Source organism: Streptomyces sp. NPDC016469 (genome assembly GCF_040632905.1).
Lineage (GTDB): Bacteria > Actinomycetota > Actinomycetes > Streptomycetales > Streptomycetaceae > Streptomyces.
In genome coordinates, this window is the sequence record NZ_JBEYCQ010000016.1 from 1 (window position 1) to 19,369 (window position 19,369).

Annotated in this window: 10 protein-coding genes; 5 read left to right on the forward strand and 5 right to left on the reverse strand. The window is 74.2% G+C overall.

Annotation, left to right across the window (positions count from 1 at the left end; all coding sequences use genetic code 11):
- Positions 1 to 507 precede the first annotated feature (507 nt).
- Positions 508 to 1,062, reverse strand: a complete 555-nt coding sequence (locus ABZ565_RS19460) for a MarR family transcriptional regulator (RefSeq protein ID WP_018101704.1) — start codon at positions 1,060 to 1,062, stop codon at positions 508 to 510.
- A gap of 154 nt (positions 1,063 to 1,216) precedes the next feature.
- Here ABZ565_RS19460 and ABZ565_RS19465 point away from each other — a divergent pair, with 154 nt between their 5' ends.
- Positions 1,217 to 2,512 (forward strand): MFS transporter, encoded by a 1,296-nt coding sequence (locus ABZ565_RS19465; protein ID WP_361028438.1) that lies wholly within the window; start codon positions 1,217 to 1,219, stop codon positions 2,510 to 2,512.
- Between the two features lie 9 nt (positions 2,513 to 2,521).
- Here the strand turns inward: ABZ565_RS19465 and ABZ565_RS19470 are convergent, their stop codons facing one another.
- Together ABZ565_RS19470 and ABZ565_RS19475 are read right to left on the reverse strand one after the other, a co-directional pair.
- Entirely contained in the window at positions 2,522 to 4,183 is a 1,662-nt protein-coding gene (locus tag ABZ565_RS19470; protein ID WP_361028034.1) for a SpoIIE family protein phosphatase, read from the reverse strand.
- 179 nt (positions 4,184 to 4,362) lie between these two features.
- Positions 4,363 to 5,760 carry an NAD(P)/FAD-dependent oxidoreductase gene (locus ABZ565_RS19475; protein ID WP_361028037.1) on the reverse strand — a complete coding sequence of 466 codons (1,398 nt, stop codon included), beginning with the start codon at positions 5,758 to 5,760 and terminating at the stop codon, positions 4,363 to 4,365.
- A 461-nt stretch (positions 5,761 to 6,221) separates the two neighbouring features.
- Here ABZ565_RS19475 and ABZ565_RS19480 point away from each other — a divergent pair, with 461 nt between their 5' ends.
- Together ABZ565_RS19480 and ABZ565_RS19485 are read left to right on the forward strand one after the other, a co-directional pair.
- Positions 6,222 to 6,977, forward strand: a complete 756-nt coding sequence (locus ABZ565_RS19480) for a helix-turn-helix domain-containing protein (protein ID WP_361028040.1) — start codon at positions 6,222 to 6,224, stop codon at positions 6,975 to 6,977.
- Positions 6,978 to 7,198: 221 nt separating this feature from the next.
- On the forward strand, positions 7,199 to 9,247 hold the full coding sequence (locus tag ABZ565_RS19485) for a sigma-70 family RNA polymerase sigma factor (protein ID WP_361028441.1): 2,049 nt from the start codon (positions 7,199 to 7,201) through the stop codon (positions 9,245 to 9,247).
- Between the two features lie 107 nt (positions 9,248 to 9,354).
- On the opposite strand, the gene ABZ565_RS19490 is transcribed toward ABZ565_RS19485, so the two are convergent.
- Both ABZ565_RS19490 and ABZ565_RS19495 read right to left on the reverse strand, forming a co-directional pair.
- Complete coding sequence (locus ABZ565_RS19490; protein ID WP_361028043.1) at positions 9,355 to 12,870, reverse strand: BTAD domain-containing putative transcriptional regulator; 3,516 nt, start codon at positions 12,868 to 12,870, stop codon at positions 9,355 to 9,357.
- Positions 12,871 to 13,051: 181 nt separating this feature from the next.
- Complete coding sequence (locus ABZ565_RS19495) at positions 13,052 to 15,163, reverse strand: asparagine synthase-related protein (RefSeq protein WP_361028046.1); 2,112 nt, start codon at positions 15,161 to 15,163, stop codon at positions 13,052 to 13,054.
- Positions 15,164 to 16,408: 1,245 nt separating this feature from the next.
- Between ABZ565_RS19495 and ABZ565_RS19500 the strand changes: the two genes are divergently transcribed.
- Together ABZ565_RS19500 and lhgO are read left to right on the forward strand one after the other, a co-directional pair.
- Positions 16,409 to 17,986 carry a sporulation protein gene (locus tag ABZ565_RS19500; RefSeq protein ID WP_361028049.1) on the forward strand — a complete coding sequence of 526 codons (1,578 nt, stop codon included), beginning with the start codon at positions 16,409 to 16,411 and terminating at the stop codon, positions 17,984 to 17,986.
- 92 nt (positions 17,987 to 18,078) lie between these two features.
- Complete coding sequence (gene lhgO / locus ABZ565_RS19505) at positions 18,079 to 19,329, forward strand: L-2-hydroxyglutarate oxidase (protein WP_361028052.1); 1,251 nt, start codon at positions 18,079 to 18,081, stop codon at positions 19,327 to 19,329.
- Positions 19,330 to 19,369 lie beyond the last annotated feature (40 nt).

Sequence of the window (19,369 nt, forward strand, 5' to 3'; positions counted from 1 at the left end):
CTGGCGTTGACTTTTGGCACGCTGTTGAGTTCTCAAGGAACGGACGCTTCCTTTGTACTCACCCTCTCGGGCTTTCCTCCGGGCGCTTCCCTTCGTTCTTGCGTTTCCGACTCTATCAGACTCTTTCGTGTCCGATTCCCGGTCGAAGCGGGTCAAGCGGTTTTTCGCTTTCCAGTTCTTCGCTTTCGCGTTTCCCTTTCCGGCGAGTCCGACTCTATCAGATCCTTTCGGGCCTGATTCCCAGTCAGCGGGCTTGTCCTCCGGGCTGTTGGGCCCTTCCGACGTCCAAAACTCTAGCGGATTTTCCCGGCGGCTCATAATCGGGCCTTCGAAATCAATTTCGGCATGCCGAAATTTCCCCGAACGGGAGATCGTGCTGAGTTTGGTGTGCCGCGTCTGCGGCGGGATCGGCTGTCGCGGAACCGTTCAGGCTCCGTGGCAACCCGAAGAACCTTACGGATCGCCGAGAGGCGTGTCAACCCCTCCCTACCTGTCCGGCAGGGCCACTCAGTCCAGGTCGGTGAGCCGGCCGCCGGCGTCCGGCTGGGCGTGCTCCACCCTCCGCAGCAGGCGGGTCAGCATCGCGCCGAGCACCCCGCGCTCCTCGCCGTCGAGGTCCTGGAGCAGGTCCGCCTCGAAGTCCGTGGCCATCCGCATCGCCTCCAGCCACTTCGTACGGCCCTCGTCCGTCAGCTCCACGATGACGCGGACGCGGTTGTTCTCGTCGCGGTCGCGGGTCACCAGCCCCTCACCGGCCATGCGGTCGATCCGGTGCGTCATCGCGGCCGGAGTGAGACCGAGCCGCTTGGCCAGCTCTCCGGGGCCGAGGCGGTAGGGCTCCCCTCCCAGGACGAGGGTCTTCAGGACCTCCCACTCCGCGTTGCTGATGCCGAGCGCGGCGAGCTGTCTCCCGTACGCGACGTTCATCCGGCGGTTCAGCCGGCCGAGCGCGGAGACGACCTGTTCGACCTGGGGATCCAGGTCGCGGTACTCACGCTGGTAGGCGGCGATCTGCTCGTCGAGGCTCGGCTCATCGAGTCCGGGCTCGGTGGTGTCGGACATGGCGCGCAGTATGGCATGCCTCCATAGCCGTCGAAGTCCTTCAAGCCGTAGTGTTCAACATCTAACTTTAGTGATAAAGTCTTCGGGTTCGAGTCGTTCGATCGGCACGGCTCAAGGTTTCGAGAGCTTGAGGTAGGTGAGTGTGACCAGGGAAATGGGCGCAGCACTGCGGCGGATCCAGCTGGGGAGCGCGCTGAGTGCGTTCGGGCTCGGGTTCACCGTTCCGTACCTGTACGTCTATGTGGCGCAGGTGCGGGATCTGGGCGCCGGTACGGCGGGGATCGTGCTGGCGGTCTTCGCCATGGCGGCGCTCGCCGTCCTGCCGTTCACCGGCCGCGCGATCGACCGTCGCGGGCCGCTGCCCGTGCTGGTCGCCGCCTCCGGTGTCGCCTCCCTGGGCGCCATCGCGCTCGGTGTGTCCTCGCAGGTCACCACCGCCGTCCTGGCGGCGGCCGTGCTCGGCGCGGGCACCGCCGTCATGCAGCCCGCGCTCGCCACCATGCTCGTCCGCTGCACCGGCACCGCCACCCGCACGCGGGCCTTCGCCATGCAGTTCTTCCTGCAGAACCTGGGTCTGGGCATCGGCGGCCTGGTCGGCGGGCAGATCGTCGACACGAGCAGCCCGGCGTCGTTCACGCTGCTGTTCCTGATTGAAGCGGTGATGTTCCTGGTGCTCGGCGTCATCGCGGCGACCGTGCGGATGCCGAACGCCCCCGTGAGTGCGCCGGAGACGGCGGCCGGGGCGCCGGCCCCGCGCGGCGGGCTGCGGGCGCTTGTCTCGCACCGCGCGATGGTGCAGCTCTGCGTCCTGGGCTTCGTGCTGTTCTTCGCCTGCTACGGACAGTTCGAGTCCGGGCTCGCGGCATACGGCACCGAGGCCGCCGGCATCGAACCCTCCACGCTCGGCGTGGCGCTGGCCGCCAACACCGCCGTGATCGTCGTCGCCCAGTTCGTGGTGCTGCGTCTCGTGGAGCGCCGGCGGCGTACCCGGGTCATCGCGGCGGTCGGCCTGATCTGGGCCTTCGCCTGGATCGTGGCCGGTTACGCGGGCCTCGGGCACGGCAGCCAGACCATGGCGACGGCCGCGATGATTTCCACGTACGCGCTGTTCGGCCTCGGCGAGTCCATGCTGTCGCCGACCGTCGCGCCGCTGGTCGCGGACCTGGCGCCGGAGTCGATGGTGGGCCAGTACAACTCGGCGTTCGCGCTCTGCAAGCAGCTCGCGCTGGCCGTCGGCCCGGCCGTGGGCGGTCCGATGGGGGCCTCGCTGCACGGCCCGTACATCGTGACGTTCGTACTGTTCTCGCTGGGCATCACCGCGCTCGCACTGCGGCTCGGCCGACGGCTCACCCCCGTACAGGACCAGCCCTCGCTCGCGCACGCGCCGTCGCGAGTGGTGGCCGTCTCCGTGCCGGAGAGCGCGCCGGCGCCCGTGGCCGCCGCGCGCTGAGCGCCGCCGCTACCGCGGCAGGACGAACTCGCACCACACCGCCTTGCCGCCGCCCGGCGTACGGCGGCTCCCCCACGACGTGGCGATCGAGGCCACGATCGAGATGCCCCGCCCCGCCTCGTCCGCCGGTTCGGCGCGGCGGCGGCGCGGCAGGTGGTCGTCGCCGTCGGTCACCTCGATGATCAGGCGGCGGTCGGTGCGGCGCAGGCCGAGGCGCATCGGCGGGGTGCCGTGCTGGAGGGAGTTCGCGACCAGCTCCCCGGCGGCGAGGACCCCGAGATCGCACAGCTCCACCGGGAAGCGCCACGAGGCGAGCACCCCCGTCGCGAAGGCACGGGCGCGGGGAGCCGCCTCGATGCCGCCGAGCAGGTCGAGCGAGGCGTTGTGGAACAGCTCGGCGGCGGCGCCCGTGCGCGCCGGGTGCTGCACGACCAGGACCGCCACGTCGTCGTCGTGCTCGGCGGTCACGTTGAGGGAGCGGATCAGCCGGTCGCAGACGACCTGCGGCGCGCCCGTCGCGCCGGACAGCGCCCGCTCCAGCGCACCCACGCCCTCGTCGATGTCCTCGCTGCGCCGCTCGACCAGCCCGTCCGTGTAGAGGACGGCGGTGGAGCCGGGCGGCAGCGGGATCGTGCCCGAGGTGTGGATCCAGCCGCCGGTGCCGAGCGGCGGGCCGATCGGGTCCTCCGCGCGGCGGACCGTGCCGTTCTCGTCGCGCACCAGGATCGGCAGGTGGCCCGCGGAGGAGTAGACGAGCAGCCCCTCGTTGGGGTCGTGCACGGCATAGGCGCAGGTGGCGATCTGGCTGGCGTCGATCTCGGCGGCGAGCCCGTCGAGCAGCTGAAGGACCTCGTGCGGCGGAAGGTCCAGCCGGGCATAGGCCCGTACGGCGGTGCGGAGCTGGCCCATGACGGCGGCGGCGCGCACCCCCCGCCCCATCACGTCCCCGATGACCAGCGCGGTGCGGCCCGCGCCCAGGGTGATGACGTCGTACCAGTCGCCGCCGACCGCGGCGTCCGTGCCGCCCGGCTGGTAAGTGGCGGCGATCCGCAGGTCGTCGGGCTGTTCCAGCTCCTGCGGGAGCAGCGAGTGCTGGAGCGTGACGGCGGTTTCGCGGTGCCGGCCCTCGCTGGCGCGCAGCCGCTCGGCGGCCTCGGCGTGGTCAGTGACGTCGGCCGCGTACACGAGGACTCCGCTGTCGCGGCCCTTCTCCTCGTCGGGGCGCACGGGCGTGCAGGTCACGGTGTACGAGCGGCCGTCGCCGGCCTTGCGGGACTTGACCGTGCGCGGGGTGCCGCTGCGCAGGACCTGGTCCATGAGGGGGAGCAGGCCGATCTCGGTCAGCTCGGGCATCACCTCGGCGGCCGGGGCGCCGCAGGGGCGGGGGCCGAAGGCGGCGGCGTACGCGTCGTTGACGTAGGCGACGTGGTGGCCGGTGCCGTGCACCAGGGCGACGAGGGCGGGCAGCCGGCCCAGGATGTCGCGGGCGGAGAGGTCCTCCAGATCGGGCGCCGAGGGCAGGGGGACGCCGACGGGACCGCCCTGCGGCGGGGCGGCGCCCGGTTCGGCCCGGGTGTACTCGGCGCGGGCCGCCGGTACGGAGCTGTGGTCCTCCCGGGCGGCGCGACGCTGCGTTCCGGGGAGGCGGGCGCTCCAACGCGTGAAGTTCACGGAATTTCTGGCCTCGTGTGTCGGTCTGGTCCGCTCGGGCGGGTGCTTCCTCTGCCAGGGCTTCGGGCGCGTTCGTCGCTCCTGGGGCGGTCTTCGCTGGTCACTGTCGGTTGCTGCCGGCCGGGTCACTCTGTGCAGATGTGGGCCCACCCATGGTCACACGTCCAGTGTGTCGGACCCTACTGACAGTCGTCTCCGTCGGGCCGTGGCCGGCGTCCGGCGGCGAGTTCGAACTCGGCCCTCGGATGCTCCAGGGAGCCCAGGGAGACGATTTCGCGTTTGAAGAGGCCCGCGAGCGTCCATTCGGCCAGGACGCGTGCCTTCCGGTTGAAGGTCGGGACCCGGCTCAGGTGGTACATGCGGTGGATCAGCCAGGCCGGATAGCCCTTCAGCCGGCGCCCGTAGATGTGCGCGACGCCCTTGTGGAGTCCGAGCGAGGCGACGGAGCCCGCGTAGCTGTGGCGGTACTCGGTGAGCGGTCCCCCGTCGAGGGCGGCGGCGACGTTGTCCGCGAGGACCTTCGCCTGGCGGACGGCGTGCTGGGCGTTGGGGGCGGTCGTGCGGCCGGTTTCGGCGGCGGTGAGGTCGGGTACGGCTGCGGCGTCGCCCGCTGACCAGGCGTGCTCGGTGCCCTGGACGGTCAGCTTCGCGGTGCAGACGAGCCTGCCGCGTTCATCCAGGGGGAGGCCGGTGGCGGCGAGGAGCGGGGCCGGTTTGACGCCGGCCGTCCACACGAGGGTGCGGGTGGGGAAGCGGGAGCCGTCGCTGAGGACGGCGACGCGGTCCTCGCAGGAGTCCAGCCGGGTGTCGAGGCGTACGTCGATGTTGCGCCCCCGCAGTTCCCGTACGGCGTACCGGCCGAGGGATTCGCCGACCTCGGGCAGGATGCGGCCGGTGGCCTCCACGAGGATCCATTTCAGGTCCTCGGCCTTGATGTTGTGGTAGTACCGCGAGGTGTAGCGGGCCATGTCCTCCAGCTCCGCGAGGGCCTCCACGCCCGCGTAGCCGCCCCCCACGAAGACGAAGGTCAGGGCGGCGTCACGGACGGCGGGGTCGCGGGTGGCGGACGCGATGTCCATCTGTTCGATGACGTGGTTGCGCAGCCCGATGGCCTCCTCGATCGTCTTGAAACCCACACCGTGATCGGCGAGGCCGGGGACGGGGAGGGTGCGCGAGACGGATCCGGGGGCGAGGACGAGCTCGTCGTACTCGATCTCCAGGGCGCCGGTGCCGTCTTCGCCGCTGGCGAGGGTGGTGACGGTGGCGGTGCGCTTGGTGTGGTCGATGGCCCGGGCCTCGCCGATGACGATGGTGCAGTGCGGCAGGACGCGGCGCAGCGGTACGACGACATGGCGCGGTGAGATCGAGCCGGCGGCGGCCTCGGGGAGGAACGGCTGGTAGGTCATGTAGGGCTCGGGCGCGACCACCACGATCTCGGTCTCGCCGCTTCTCAGTCTCTGCTTCAGCTTCCGCTGGAGACGCAGCGCTGTGTACATCCCGACGTAGCCTCCGCCGACGACGAGGATGCGCGCACCCGGCGGGGGGCCGGGGGGTGTACCCCCGGAAGCTGAAGCCATCACCACCCCATGACGCAACGTGCACCGGAGTTTGTCCACAGCCCCGGCAAATTGTGTGACCGGAGGTCGTGGACGGGCCGTGGGTGCCGGACGGACGGTTGGTATGCAAGCCCCGCAGGTCAGGCATTGCGGTACGGGCCCGGGACGGGGATCAAGTGGTGACCAACCGGTCCTTGCGCCGATCGGGGGGCGCTCCGGGCGGAACTGCCCCCTTCTGAATTGACCCGGGCTCAACTATGTTCGTATGTCGTCGGGGTGTCGGACGGTGACGATCGGTCCATCCGCGACGGACACGGCGGGAGTCTCCGGGGGGAGACGTCATAACCGGGGGAACTGTTATGGACATTCAGGAATCGCATTGGCCGGCCACTGCTGTCGCGCCTGAAGGAAGCGGGCACGTCGGGGCGGTTGGCACCCTCGACGGAACGGGCGGCACCACGCCGGCCGCGCCGGCGGGAACGGTGAGCGGGCTGGGCAACGGACTCGGCGCCCAGCCCGGTGGCGCGTCGGCGCACGCACGGTCGGCGCCGCTGCGGGTGGACGCGCAGCGCAATCTCGAGCACGTGCTGCGCGCTGCGCGCGAGGTGTTCGGGGAGCTGGGGTACGGGGCTCCGATGGAGGACGTGGCCCGCCGGGCCAGGGTCGGCGTCGGCACGGTCTACCGGCGTTTCCCCAGCAAGGACGTGCTGGTGCGCCGGATAGCCGAGGAGGAGACCTCCCGGCTGACCGACCAGGCTCGCTCCGCGCTCGGGCAGGAGGACGAGCCGTGGTCGGCGCTCTCGCGCTTCCTGCGGACCTCCGTGGCCTCGGGGGCGGGGCGGCTCCTGCCCCCGCAGATACTGCGGGTCGGTGTGGAGGCCGAGGACTCGACCGTGGCCGGGGAGACCGGTGAGGCCGCGGGGGACGAGCCCCGGGTGCCCCAGCAGCGGCAGGAGGCGGGCACGGCCGCACCCCGGGCGGCGTCCCGGCAGCGGCCCGGTCCGGAGACCGGTGCCGAGGACCTGGGCGCCGGTGCGGCCGAGCTGCTGGAGGTCGTGGGGCGGCTGGTCGACCGGGCGCGGACCTCGGGCGAGCTGCGCCACGACGTGACGGTGGCGGACGTCCTGCTGGTCATCGCGACGGCCGCCCCCTCGCTGCCGGACGCGGCCCAGCAGGCGGCGGCCTCTTCCCGGCTGCTGGACATCCTGCTGGAGGGACTGCGCTCGCGACCCGAGTGACGGGTGCCGGGTGCGGGGCGGGGCCGCGAGGCCCCGTCTTTCGCTCACCGCCACGTCAACCCAGCCGCTGGTCCCTTCCCCGAATGAGTGCCCGCTAGTGCTCACATTCGGGGAGGACGCCCCGGATGAGTGGTAGGTGGGATTGAGGGCCCGCCGCCTCGGTGCTCTGTGGCACGCTTGCCCGGTATTCGGGTCCGATGGCGCATACGGGGGCGTCCGCGATGAGCGGTGACGGGCAGAGGGAAGAGTCGTACGACGGTGTGTCCGCCGCCGGCAGCGGTACGGAACCGGCCGGTTCGCCCGGGCACCAGGTGCCGAGCCAGGCCGTCCCCGGCCACCAGGACGCCGACGCGGCCGCGGACGCCCCGGGCGGAACGGTCCTGCCGGGCCCCTGGCCGCCCGCACCGGACGAGGACGGCGGTGCGGCGGGAGCGTGCGGGAGCCCCGGCGCGGGCCCCGCCGAGACGGGCGCCGCCGAGCCGCTTCCCGCTGTGCCGATGCAGCGGACGGGGCGGGGCTCGGGCGGGGCGGACGGGGCGGCGGCGGGGCCTTCGGACGCGCAGTTGATCCAGCGCATGCGGGAGGGCGACAACCTCGCGTACGACGAGCTGTTCCGGCGCCACTCCCAGGCCGTGCGCCGCTACGCCCGCACGTGCTGCCGGGACGCGCACACCGCCGACGACCTGACCGCCGAGGTCTTCGCCCGGACCCTGCAGGCGGTACGGGGCGGCAAGGGGCCCGAGGAGGCGGTCCGCGCCTATCTGATGACGGCGGTCCGGCATGTGGCCGCCGCCTGGACGAAGACCGCGAAGCGCGAGCAGCTCGTGGACGACTTCGCCGTGTTCGCCGCCCAGGCCGTCCGGTCGTCGGAGGTGTCCGACGACGACACCCTCGACCTCGGCGCGGATGTGCTCGCGATGCACGAGGCCGAGCAGTCGATGGCCATGCAGGCGTTCCGCAGCCTCCCGGAGCGCTGGCAGGCCGTCCTGTGGCACACCACCGTCGAGGAGGAGTCGCCCAGCGATATCGCGCCCCTGTTCGGGCTGACCGCCAACGCCACGTCGGTGCTGGCCAGCCGGGCACGCGAAGGGCTCAAGCAGGCGTACCTGCAAGCCCATGTGAGCCAGGCGCTCACATCCGGCGGCGACTGCGCGCGGTACGCCGACCGGCTCGGCGCGTATGCCCGGGGCGGGTTGCGGATGCGGGCGGAGCGCGGACTGCGGGGGCATCTGGACGAGTGCGCGAAGTGCCGGGTGGCGGCGGGCGAGCTGGCCCACGTCAATGCCGGCATCCCCGCGCTGCTCCCGGTCGCGGTCATCGGCTGGTTCGCCGCCGGGTACGCCCTCAAGGCCGCCGGGATCGTGGCAGGAGGCGCGGTCGGCGCCGCCGGGGCGAGTGCCGCGGCGGCGGCGACCGGAGGGGGCTCGTCCACCGGTGCGGCGGGTGGTGCGGCGGCCTCCGAGGGGCTCGGCGCACCGGCCAAGGCCGGCATCGCCGCGGCGGTGGCCGTCGCGGCGGCGGCCGGGCTCGTCTGGGCTCTGGTGGGCGACGACAGTCCCCGGCCCGAGGCGAAGCCGGTCCCCAAGCCCCCGGCCGTGGCGCCCGTCGTGCCTTCGCCCACACCGCCGAAGCCGACCCCGCCGGAGCCGACGCCCCCGAAGCCCGCGGCTCCGGCCCCCACACCTCCGAAACCCACGCCCAGGCCGACACCGACGCCCACGCCGACACCGACTCCGCCGCCGAGTCCCACACCGACACCGACTCACACACCGCCGCCGACGCCCACGCCGCCCCGCACTCCCACCCCGACTCCGCCGACTCCCGCCCCGGCGCCGGACGTCTACCAGGTCAGCGAGCTCGGCTACACCCTGCTCGGCGACCACACCGCGCCCGAGGTCGTCCTCGGGGAGAGCGGCTGGGTCTGGCAGCGCTCCGGCATGTCGGTCGGCGGCACGCGGTACGCGCACGGGGTGACCGTCAACAACCGTTCTTCGGTGGTCATCCAGCTGAACCGCCAGTGCATCCGGTACGAGGCTAGGGCCGGCGTGGACGACCTCACCCTGGGGCTCGGCGCGGTGCGGTTCTCGGTGTTCGGCGGGGACGGAAGGCGGCTGTGGCAGTCCCCCGTGGTGCGGGGCAACGACCCGGCCGTGCCGGTCGGGGTGAACGTGGCGGGCCAGCAGCGGATTCGGCTGGTGGTCGAGCCGGAGCGGCCGTTCGGCGGCGCCGCCCTCGCGGACTGGGCCGAGTCGCGCATCAGCTGCCGCTGAGAAGTGGTGGCCGGTGCCCGGCCCCGCCCCTCGGCCCACCGGGCACGCGTACCGGCCGCTCGTGTCGCGGCCCGTCCGCTGTCATGGCGGGTTCGGCCCGTCCGCTGTCACGGCAGGTCCGCGACGATCTCCTGCACCAGGGCGATGACGTCGTCCAGGGACAGACCGTGGCCCGCCGCGCGCTCCTCCTCGTAGCGCGCGGAACCCAGCGCCTCCCGGCACAGACGCTCGGCCGCATCGGTCTCGGCCTGCTCCCCCTCGGTCCGCGGGCTCGACGTCCGCCGCCAGCCGTCGGCGGCGGCGGACACGCGGACGGCCACCGCGTGGTGACCGAGCCTGGCCAGGACCGACACCGCGCCGTCCGCCAGATGCCCCGTGACGATCTCGGCGCACTGGGCCTCCTTGGCCGCGACGAGCGACCCGGCCAGCCCGCGCGCCCCGGCGACGAGGCCGCCGTCGGGCCCCGGCTCGTACACGGCGATCCGGGCCGACAGGCCGGCCATCGCCACGGTGAAGTGCGACGGCGGGCCGCCGCGCCCGGCCTCCTCCAGGGCGACCGTGAGCAGCCGCCGGGCATCCGCGATGTCGCCCCGGTAGAACGCCATCGTGGCGCGCAGGTAGTGGACGTACGCGGTGGCGTCGTGGGCCTGGTGGCGTTCGGCCTCGGCCTCCGAGCTGTCCAGCCGCTGGTGGGCGTCCGCCAGGTCGCCGGTGCGGTAGGAGAGTTCGGCGAGTCGGGCCAGCAGGAACGGCGCCTCGGCATGGGCGCCGACCTCGCGGGCGAGCAGCAGCGCCTCCTCGTACGCGGTGCGCGCCTCGGCGTAGCGTCCGCGCATCATGCCCGCCTCGGCCGCCGCGCTCGCCACCTGGGCCCGCATCCAGCGGTCACCGACGCGGCGGCTCAGGGTGCGCAGCTCGTCCAGGTCGTCGTCGATCCCGGGCATGCCGCCCGGCATGTCGACCACCATGTGCGCGCGGAACATCAGGATGACGCCGTACTCCCACGGGCCGCCGTGCGCGCGGGTGTTGTCGACCGCCGCGTCGATCTTCTCCTTGGCGTCCTCGGACGTACCGGTGAGGTACGAGGTCATCGGCCAGAGCAGTCCCGGGAACCGGACGCTGTGGGTGAGCGAAGTGGCGAACGCGTCGGCCACCCGGACCACGAGCGCGTGGAGTGCGGTGTCGTCATGCGCCATCGCGGACTGCCCGCTCTCCGCCGCGAAGAAGAACCACAGCATGTGCAGGTTCATCCGCGGCCAGTACCGGGGGTCCGACTCGTCGGTGGGATCGGGGCCGAGCGCACGGGCCCTCCGGGTCCAGGACAGCCCCTCGGAACGGTAGTTGCGAAGCCACCAGAACCAGCCCATGCCCAGCACCAGGCGGGCCGCCTCCGCTTCGGAGGAGGCGGAGGGCGAGGTGGTGCGCTGGAGGGCGGCCCGGATGTTGTCGAGGTCGGTCTCCAGTCGCTGGATCCAGGGCAGCTGGTCGCCGGAGCGCAGGAGGGGATCGGCCTCCTCGACCAAGGCGAGGAAGTACGCGGTGTGCGCGCCCTCGGCGGCGGCGCGCACCTCCGGGTCCTCGGCGCACCGCTCGGTGGCGTACTCATGGATCGTCTCCAGAAGGCGGTAGCGCATCGCGCCGTCCGGGCCCGGGGCTGCGACCACCAGGGACTTGTCGACCAGCGCGCCGAGCAGGTCGGCGGTGTCGGCGGCGGGCCCGCCGGGGACGGCCGGTGTCCTGATGACCGCTTCGGCGGCGGCCAGGTCCCAGCCACCCGCGAAGACCGAGACCTGGCGCAAGGCGGTGCGCTCGTCCTCGTCCAGGAGGTCCCAGGACCAGTCGACAACCGCTCGCAGCGTTTGCTGGCGAGGCAGTACGGTCCGGCTGCCGCCCGTCAGCAGACGGAACCTGTCGTCGAGCCGGTCCGCGATCTGACGCGGTCCAAGCAGACGCAGCCGGGCGGCGGCCAGCTCGATCGCGAGCGGCAGCCCGTCCAGCCGACGGCAGATCTCCGCGACGGCGTCCGCGTCGCCGGCGGGCCCCTGCCCGGGGTCGAACCCGGGGCGCACAGCCCTGGCGCGCTCCGTGAACAAGCGGTGCGCGGGGTCGGCGGGGAGGGGGCCGACCGGCCGTACGGACTCGCCGGGGACGGCGAGCGGTTCGCGGCTGGTGGCGAGGATACGCAGATGCGGGCACCGGGTCAGCAAGGTTTCGGCCAGTGCGGCGGCGGCGCCGATGACGTGCTCGCAGTTGTCGAGGACGAGGAGAACGGGCGCGGGGCGGGCGCCGTGGCCCAGGCGGTCGACCAACAGGTCGACCGGGTCCGTGCGCGGGGGCGCGCCGTCGAGGGCGGTGTCCCGCAGCAGCGCGGTCTCGCGCAGCCCGAGCGCGGAGAGCACGGCGCCGGGGACGGCTTCGGGGTCGTCCACGGGGGCGAGTTCGGCGATCCAGATGTCCGGCGGAGCGACGCCGGGGGCGGGGCCCAGGTGTGCGGCGGCCTCCTCGGCGAGACGGGTCTTCCCGGAGCCGCCGGGGCCGGTGAGGGTGACCAGCCTCGACCGGGTGAGGTCGTCGCGGATGGAGCGCAGTTCGGGTTCGCGCCCCACGAAGGAGGTCAGCCGGGGGCGCAGGTTGCTCCGACCGGGTTTCACGTGAAACAAACCGGTTTCGGCGGACGCGGGCGGCGGGGCGAGGAGTTCGCGGTGCAGGGCCGTCAGTTCGGGCCCGGGATCGGTGCCGAGCCCGTCGGCCAGGGCCCGGCGCGCGTCGTCGTACGCGGCGAGCGCGTCGGCCTGCCGGCCGTCGGCGCGCAGGGCCCGTATCAGCTGGGCCCGGAAGCGTTCGTCGTACGGGTGGGCGGCGGTCAGCTCGGTCAGCTCCGCGACCAGGGCGGCGGCGGGCGGGGCGAGGGCCTCGCCGGGCTCGGCGGTGCGGGACTCGGCGAGGGCGGGCGCCTGGGGAGCGCGCTCCGTGGCGTCCCCGGCCCCCGTGTCTCGCGCGGGGCCGGAAACCGCGGCGGCGGTGGCTCCCGGGCCCCCGGCCGCAGTGGTGACCGCGGTGTACCCCGCACGCGGAGCCGTAGCCGCAGCGCCGAAGCCCGCACTCCCTGCGCCACCCGTCGCGCGGCGCAGGTCCGCCTCGATGCGGCGTTCCAGGGCGGCGAGGCGGTGCGCCTCGGGGCGGAGCGCATGGCCCTGGCCCCCGTCGGGCAGGTCGGCCAGGGCCGGGCCGCGCCAGAGGGCGAGGGCGGTCCGCAGAGTCCGGGCGGCCGCGTCCGGCGCGCCCGCCTCCAGTTCGGCGCCGCCCTGCCGGGCCAGCCGCTCGAACACATAGAGGTCGACGTCGTCCGGGCCGGCCGTCAGGCGGTAACCCCCCGGCGTGCTCGCCAGCGCCTCCCGGCCCAGCACCCTGCGCAGCCGCCCGACGAGGGCTTGGAGCGCGGCGGGCGCGTCGGCGGGGGGATCGTCCGCCCAGACGTCGTCCACGAGGTCGGCCACGGGCACGGGGCGTCCCGGCCGCAGGGCGAGGGCGGCGAGAAGGGCACGCAGCCTGCTGCCGCCGAGGGGCAGCGCGCCACCGTTCTCGTCTCGCGCCTCGGTGGCGCCCAGGATCAGATACCGCACGGCACCATTGTGTCCCGGCGGAACCGCCGGTGAGCAGCGGTCGGACGGACCGGGACGCCTGAGGACGAACCCACCCCCCGACGCGCCCCCGCCCCTCACCCCTGAGACGAACCCGCCCCCCGACGCGCCCCCGCCCCCTCACCCCTGAGACGAACCCACCCCCCGACGCGCCCCCGCCCCCTCACCCCTGAAGCGAGCGCCGGGCCGGGACCACGCCTCCCGCCACCGCACGCTGGCGGGGGGCCGCCGTGCCGGTCCAGCAGGTCCCGCGCCGGGAGACGAGGCGGCGCAGCCACAATTCCGTGGAGGCGAGCTCGGCGAGGCCGTCCAGAGGCAGCGGCTCCCCCTCGGAGGCGGCGCGCAGGGCCTTGCGTACGACGCGGGCCTCCACCAGGCCGGCGTCGGCGAGCAGCGGGGCGTCGAAGAGCGCGATCAGCTCGGGCAGGGCGGCGCGCAGCCCGGTCCGGGTCACTGCCGTGGAGGTGTGCTGCGAGGGGGCGCCCCAGCCGGGGGGCAGTTCGTGGATGCCCGCACCGGCCAGCACCCGGCGCAGGATCGCCGCGCGGGCGCCCGGCTGGACCCGCAGCGACTCGGGCAGCGCGCGGGCGGCGCGTACGACCTGGTTGTCCAGGAAGGGGGCGTGCAGCCGCTGGCTGCGGATCTCGGCGGCCTGCTCCAGGATGCGGTGGTCGGCGGCGCTGCGGGCGAGGGCGGCCCTCGCCCGGGCCTCGCCGGGGCGCTGGACCGAGGAGGGGCGGATCGCCGCCTCCTGAAGGCGAACCGATACTTCTGCCAGCGCCTCCCCGGTCAGCCACCGGGCGGCCGGCCCCGGTCTCGACCAGGCGAGTGCGGCGAGCGAGGCGTCGGCGGGGGTGTCGAGGCCGGGCGCGAGGCGGTTGGCGTCGGGCAGCCGGCCGGCGGCCGTTTCGAGGCCGGTGCGGTACGACGTACGGGCCAGCTTGCGGGCCGCCCGGTAGACGGTCAGCGGCACGAACAGCGAGTGCGCGGAGGGGCCTTCGGCCTTGGCGAGGGCGGCGACCGGGCGCAGCAGGTGGCGGCGGCGCCGGTCCATCAGCAGGTCGGCGAGGCGGGCCGGGTGGGCATCGAGCACCTGCCGGGCACCGGCGCCCACGAAGTGGTCGGCGCTGCCCGCGGAGAGCCGGCGCCGGTGGCGTTCGGCGAGGACGAGGGAAGGGGCCGGCTCGTCGGTGAGCGGGCCGGCCCCCAGCTCGGCGTAGGGCAGGGCCTCTTCGCCCGCCGCGACGACGACGTGGTGGAGCCGGGGGTTGGCCGCGATGGCGCGGGCCCGCTCGAGTTCGGGTTCGTGGGCGCGGGTCGTCAGGTCGTTGAAGGTGACGGCGAGCAGCCGCTCCCCCGCCCCGGTGCCGTGGCCCAGGATCGTGCCGGGCAGCCCGGGGAGACCGGCGGCGAGCAGGGCGAGGGTCGCCGACGCACTGCCCCCGGAGAGGTCGGCGCCGATGCCGGGCACGGGGGCGCCCCGGGCGGCGCGGCGTTCGGCCGGGCCCATGCCGGGGACCGGGCCGGGGTCGGGCGGCAGGGTCTCCGGCGCGTGGCGCGGGGCCAGGAGCCGGGCGCGCACCGCTTCGACCAGGGCGTCGCGCACCCCGTCGACGGCGCTCACCGGGTCGAGCTCGGGCGCGGCCACGGCGAGGGAGGCCACCGCCTCGTAACCGGTGATCTCGCGCGAGCCCTCGCGCAGGATCAGGGCGTGTCCGGGCGGGATGCGCTTCACGCCCGCGTAGGGGGTGCCGTCGCGCAGCGCCTCCGGGGTCTCGGGGCAGGCGAGCAGGGCGGCCAGGTGGCCGATGTCGAGCTGGGCCTCGATGAGGTCGGCGAGCGGGAGAGCGGCGGTGGCGTACGCGGTGCCGCCGGCCCAGGGCGTGTAGAAGACCGGGCGGGCTCCGGCGAGGTCGCCGACGACGGTGATCCGGCGGCCGATCTGGACGACGACCGTGTAGCTGCCGGTCCATGCGGTGAGGTGGCGCAGGGCACCGCCCCGGGCGGCGAGCAGGCCGACGCGCAGCTGTTCGTCGGTGGCCCCGCAGCAGCCGAGAACGGCGAGCCGGACCATGGGGGCGCCCTCGGCGGTGTCCACCCGGACGGTGCGGATCTCGTCGGGCCGCCAGTCGCCGACCGCCCAGAGCGGATCGGGGTCGCCCCACAGGAGTTGGGAGCCCACGGGGTGCATCGTGCGCCCGTCGTCGCCGCCGCCGACCGCCCCGGCCGTGCCGAAGCTCGCGGCGATACTGCTCCAACCCACCAACCAACGCATCGCCGCCTCCACAGGCTGTGGACGAAAACGGCGCGGCAGGCAAGCACCCGGAGAACTCCGGTGACGATCGGCGCCGTTGCGGACATGCTGCCACGACAACGGCGCGCAGGAGTGGCTACGGACGGCGCACGTCGTGAGCGCATGCGCCCCTGGCAAAGGCCGCGGGGCGGACGCCGGGACGCGCGTTCCGTACCGAGCCCGCGCGCGTCGCCCCACAGAGCAACGGAATTGGGAATTCCGGGCGTTGCGTTCCCCCGTCCGGTCCCGCGTGAACGGCCCACTTCCGGCCAAGCCCCGCACTCGGATCTCACGGCGGCGGGGCGGTCAGCGCCTCCCCCGGCCCGCCCTCACCCGACCGTCGACATCCGGCCAATCTCGGCGCGGCAGGGAACCGTTGATCCCATGATTCATTGACCGATTGATATGCGTTTACCCGGATTCGGCATACACCGCTCCGGTCATCGCACCCACTCGGCCACGCACTCGCCGCACCACCGGCCCGCCCTCCGGAACACACGGTCCGGGGGGCGGGCCTCGCCCCCCGGACCGGTCCACCGCCTGCGGGGAATGAGGCGGCGATATCCCCCAGCCCCCTGCTTCGAACGCAGCGGGCCGATCCACGCAGCACCCATGCAAGCGCCGCCTCCAGGACCGGGCCAGAGCGCACGTGCGGGCGCACGGCCACACACCGGGGTGCACGCGCCGGGCCCTCGGAGGACCCCGGCCGAACCGGCGGGGCCGAGCGGGACGAGAGCGGACACCTACGCCCCGCGCGCCGGTCCGCGCTGGTCGGCGGGCGGCGGGGGCGGTGGGACGAAGCCCGTACACCGCTGCGGCGAAGCGGAACCGCGCACCTTCACCGACCGGACTGCGCCCCGTCCCGACGATCTCCACTCCCCCTCCCCCGCACCCCCGTCATTCCCCCGCTCTTCCTTTTCCCTTCCTCCGCCGGGTGTTCGCCTCCTCCGCCCCGTACGCCCCTCGTGTCACTTCCCGTCCCCCAGCACTCCACGAGTGGCCGGGACGGACAACAATCCCGCCATACGGACGTCCGGCCCTTAACGGTAGGGATGCGACGAACTACGCTGGGTGCACTGATGTTCTCTGCAGGGCGGCATATTCCCCGGGGCACGGCCAAATGCGTGTGCGGGCGGAGTGACAGGGTTCGTCCCTGGGGAGAACACGGTACGAATGCCGCGCGCCGAGACGGTGACGCGGCTGCCGTCTGTGTGTCGAGGGGTGGCCATGTCCAGGGAGCAACGAGGACCGAACGAGAAGCTCGGCACCGTTCTCGCCCTCGCGGGAATCAGTAACGCCGGGCTCGCCCGGCGGGTCAACGACCTCGGGGCGCAGCGCGGACTGACCCTCCGCTACGACAAGACGTCGGTCGCCCGGTGGGTCTCCAAGGGCATGGTGCCCCAGGGCGCCGCGCCCCATCTCATCGCCGCGGCGATCGGCGCCAAGCTGGGCCGGCCCGTTCCGCTGCACGAGATCGGTCTCGCCGACGCCGATCCGGCGCCGGAGGTCGGCCTGGCGTTCCCGCGTGACGTGGACGCGGCCGTCCGGTCGGCGACGGAGCTGTACCGGCTGGATCTGGCCGGGCGGCGTGCGGGCAGCGGCGGGATCTGGCAGTCGCTCGCCGGCTCGTTCTCGGTGAGCGCGTACGCCACACCCGCGTCCCGCTGGCTGATATCCCCCGCCGACCCGTCGGTCGCACGGACGACGGCCACGGTCGGGGGGCAGCCGCCCGGCGCGCACGGCGCACCGGGGGCGCACGGCCCGGCCGGGGCGCCCGCACAGCCGGGCACACCCGCATCGCCCGCCCAGGCGACCGGCACGGTGACCGGCCACAGCCTGCTGATCCCCGCGCAGCCCGGCCCCGAGTCCGGAGCCGACGCCTCCTCGCTGCGCGTCGGCCACAGCGACGTCTCCAAACTGCGCGAGGCCGCCCAGGACGCGCGCCGCTGGGACTCCAAGTACGGCGGCGGCGACTGGCGCTCCTCGATGGTCCCGGAGTGCTTACGCGTGGACGCGGCCCCGCTCCTGCTCGGCTCGTACAGCGACGAGGTCGGCCGTGCGCTGTTCGGCGCGGCGGCCGAGCTGACCCGGCTCGCCGGCTGGATGGCCTTCGACACCGGCCAGCAGGAGGCGGCCCAGCGGTACTACATCCAGGCGCTGCGCCTCGCGCGGGCGGCGGCCGACGTGCCGCTCGGCGGCTACGTCCTGGCGTCGATGTCGCTTCAGGCGACCTACCGCGGCTTCGCCGACGAGGGCGTCGACCTCGCGCAGGCCGCCGTCGAGCGCAACCGGGGCCTCGCGACCGCCCGCACGATGAGCTTCTTCCGCCTGGTCGAGGCCCGCGCGCACGCGAAGGCGAACGACGCGCCGGCCGCGGGGGCCGCGCTCAAGGCGTCCGAGAGCTGGCTCGAACGCTCCCGGGAGGGCGACGCCGACCCGGCGTGGCTGGGCTTCTACTCGTACGACAGATTCGCGGCCGACGCCGCCGAGTGCCATCTCGACCTGAAGGCGCCCCGCCAGGTCCGGCGCTTCACCGAGCAGGCGCTGTCCCGGCCCACCGAGGAGTTCGTCCGCTCGCACGGGCTGCGCCTCGTCGTGTCGGCCGTCGCCGAGCTGGAGTCGGGGAATCTCGACGCCGCCTGCGCGGCGGGCACCCGGGCCGTGGAGGTGGCTGGCCGCATCTCGTCGGCGCGGACCACGGAGTACGTACGCGACCTGCTGCACCGCCTGGAGCCGTACGGGGACGAGCCGCGCGTCGTGGAGCTGCGCGAGCGCGCCCGCCCTCTTCTGGTCGCCCCGGCATAGAGGTCCCGCTTCCCGGGAAGCGCCACGCTGGCCGCACGGGTTTGAGTGCGTTGTCAGTGGGTCAGTGCACTATCGGGGTGGGAGGTGGCGTGATGATGACGCGCGCGGCGTACGACTGCGATGTGCTGGTGATCGGCGGCGGGATCGTCGGCCTGTCGGCCGCGTACGCGCTCACGCGCACCGCGCCGGGCACCCGCGTGACCGTGCTGGAGAAGGAGAGGGGCCCGGCGCGCCACCAGACGGGGCGCAACAGCGGGGTGATCCACAGCGGGATCTACTACCCGCCGGGCTCGCTCAAGGCGCGGTACGCGTTGCGCGGCAGCGCCGAGATGACCGACTTCTGCCGGGAGCACTCCATCGCCCACGCCGTGACCGGCAAGCTGATCGTCGCCACGGACCGCGCCGAGCTGCCCCGGCTGCACGCCCTGGTCCAGCGCGGCCGCGAGCACGGGCTGCCGGTGCGCGAGCTGGGGCCCGCGCAGATCGCCGAGTACGAGCCGAAGGTGCGGGGCCTCGCCGCGATCCGGGTCGGCACGACGGGCGTGTGCGACTTCCGGGCGGTCGCCGGGCGCCTCGCCGACGAGGTGCGCGGAGCGGGTGGCGTGATCCGCTTCGGCGCCGAGGTCACGGCGATCGACCGCCGCCCCTGGGGCGTGGCCGTGCGCACGGCCGACGGGCCGGTGGTCCGGGCCAGGGTCCTGGTCAACTGCGCGGGGCTGCACTGCGACCGGATCGCCCGGCTGGCCGGCGACGACCCGGGGATGCGGATCGTGCCGTTCCGGGGGGAGTACTACGAGCTGGCGCGGCCCGAGCTGGTGCGCGGACTCGTCTATCCGGTGCCGGATCCGGCGTTCCCGTTCCTCGGCGTCCACCTGACCCGGGGCTTCGACGGCTCCGTCCACGTCGGTCCCAACGCGGTGCCCGCCACCGCCCGCGAGGGCTACGGCTGGCCCGTCGTCCGGCCCCGCGAGCTGATGGACACGCTCAGCTGGCCGGGCTCGTGGCGCATCGCCCGCAGACACTGGCGGTACGGGGCGGGCGAGGTGCACCGCTCGCTCTCGAAGCGGGCGTTCACGCAGGCGGTCCGCCGCCTCCTGCCCGAGGTCACGGAGGAGGACCTGCGCCCCGCGCCGGCCGGGGTCCGCGCCCAGGCCGTGCTCCGCGACGGCACGCTGGTGGACGACTTCCTGATCCGCGAGGCCCCCCACACCGTCCACGTGCTGAACGCCCCGTCGCCCGCCGCCACGGCCTCGCTGCCCATCGGCCGCGAGGTGGCCCGCCGCGCTCTGCTCCGGGCCCGGGCGGCCGGCTGGAAGCCGCCGGAGCGCGCGACGGCGGGGTGACCCCGCGGCCGCCGGCGCCGGACGCCCCCGGACGCCCGGC

What these genes read in the sequence shown, in the direction of transcription:
- ABZ565_RS19460 (WP_018101704.1), bottom strand. Translation starts at nt 1,062, where the DNA reads ATGTCCGACACCACCGAGCCCGGACTCGATGAGCCGAGCCTCGACGAG.
- ABZ565_RS19465 (WP_361028438.1), top strand. Translation starts at nt 1,217, where the DNA reads ATGGGCGCAGCACTGCGGCGGATCCAGCTGGGGAGCGCGCTGAGTGCG.
- ABZ565_RS19475 (WP_361028037.1), bottom strand. Translation starts at nt 5,760, where the DNA reads ATGGCTTCAGCTTCCGGGGGTACACCCCCCGGCCCCCCGCCGGGTGCG.
- ABZ565_RS19485 (WP_361028441.1), top strand. Translation starts at nt 7,199, where the DNA reads ATGAGCGGTGACGGGCAGAGGGAAGAGTCGTACGACGGTGTGTCCGCC.
- ABZ565_RS19495 (WP_361028046.1), bottom strand. Translation starts at nt 15,163, where the DNA reads ATGCGTTGGTTGGTGGGTTGGAGCAGTATCGCCGCGAGCTTCGGCACG.
- ABZ565_RS19500 (WP_361028049.1), top strand. Translation starts at nt 16,409, where the DNA reads ATGTCCAGGGAGCAACGAGGACCGAACGAGAAGCTCGGCACCGTTCTC.
- lhgO (WP_361028052.1), top strand. Translation starts at nt 18,079, where the DNA reads ATGATGACGCGCGCGGCGTACGACTGCGATGTGCTGGTGATCGGCGGC.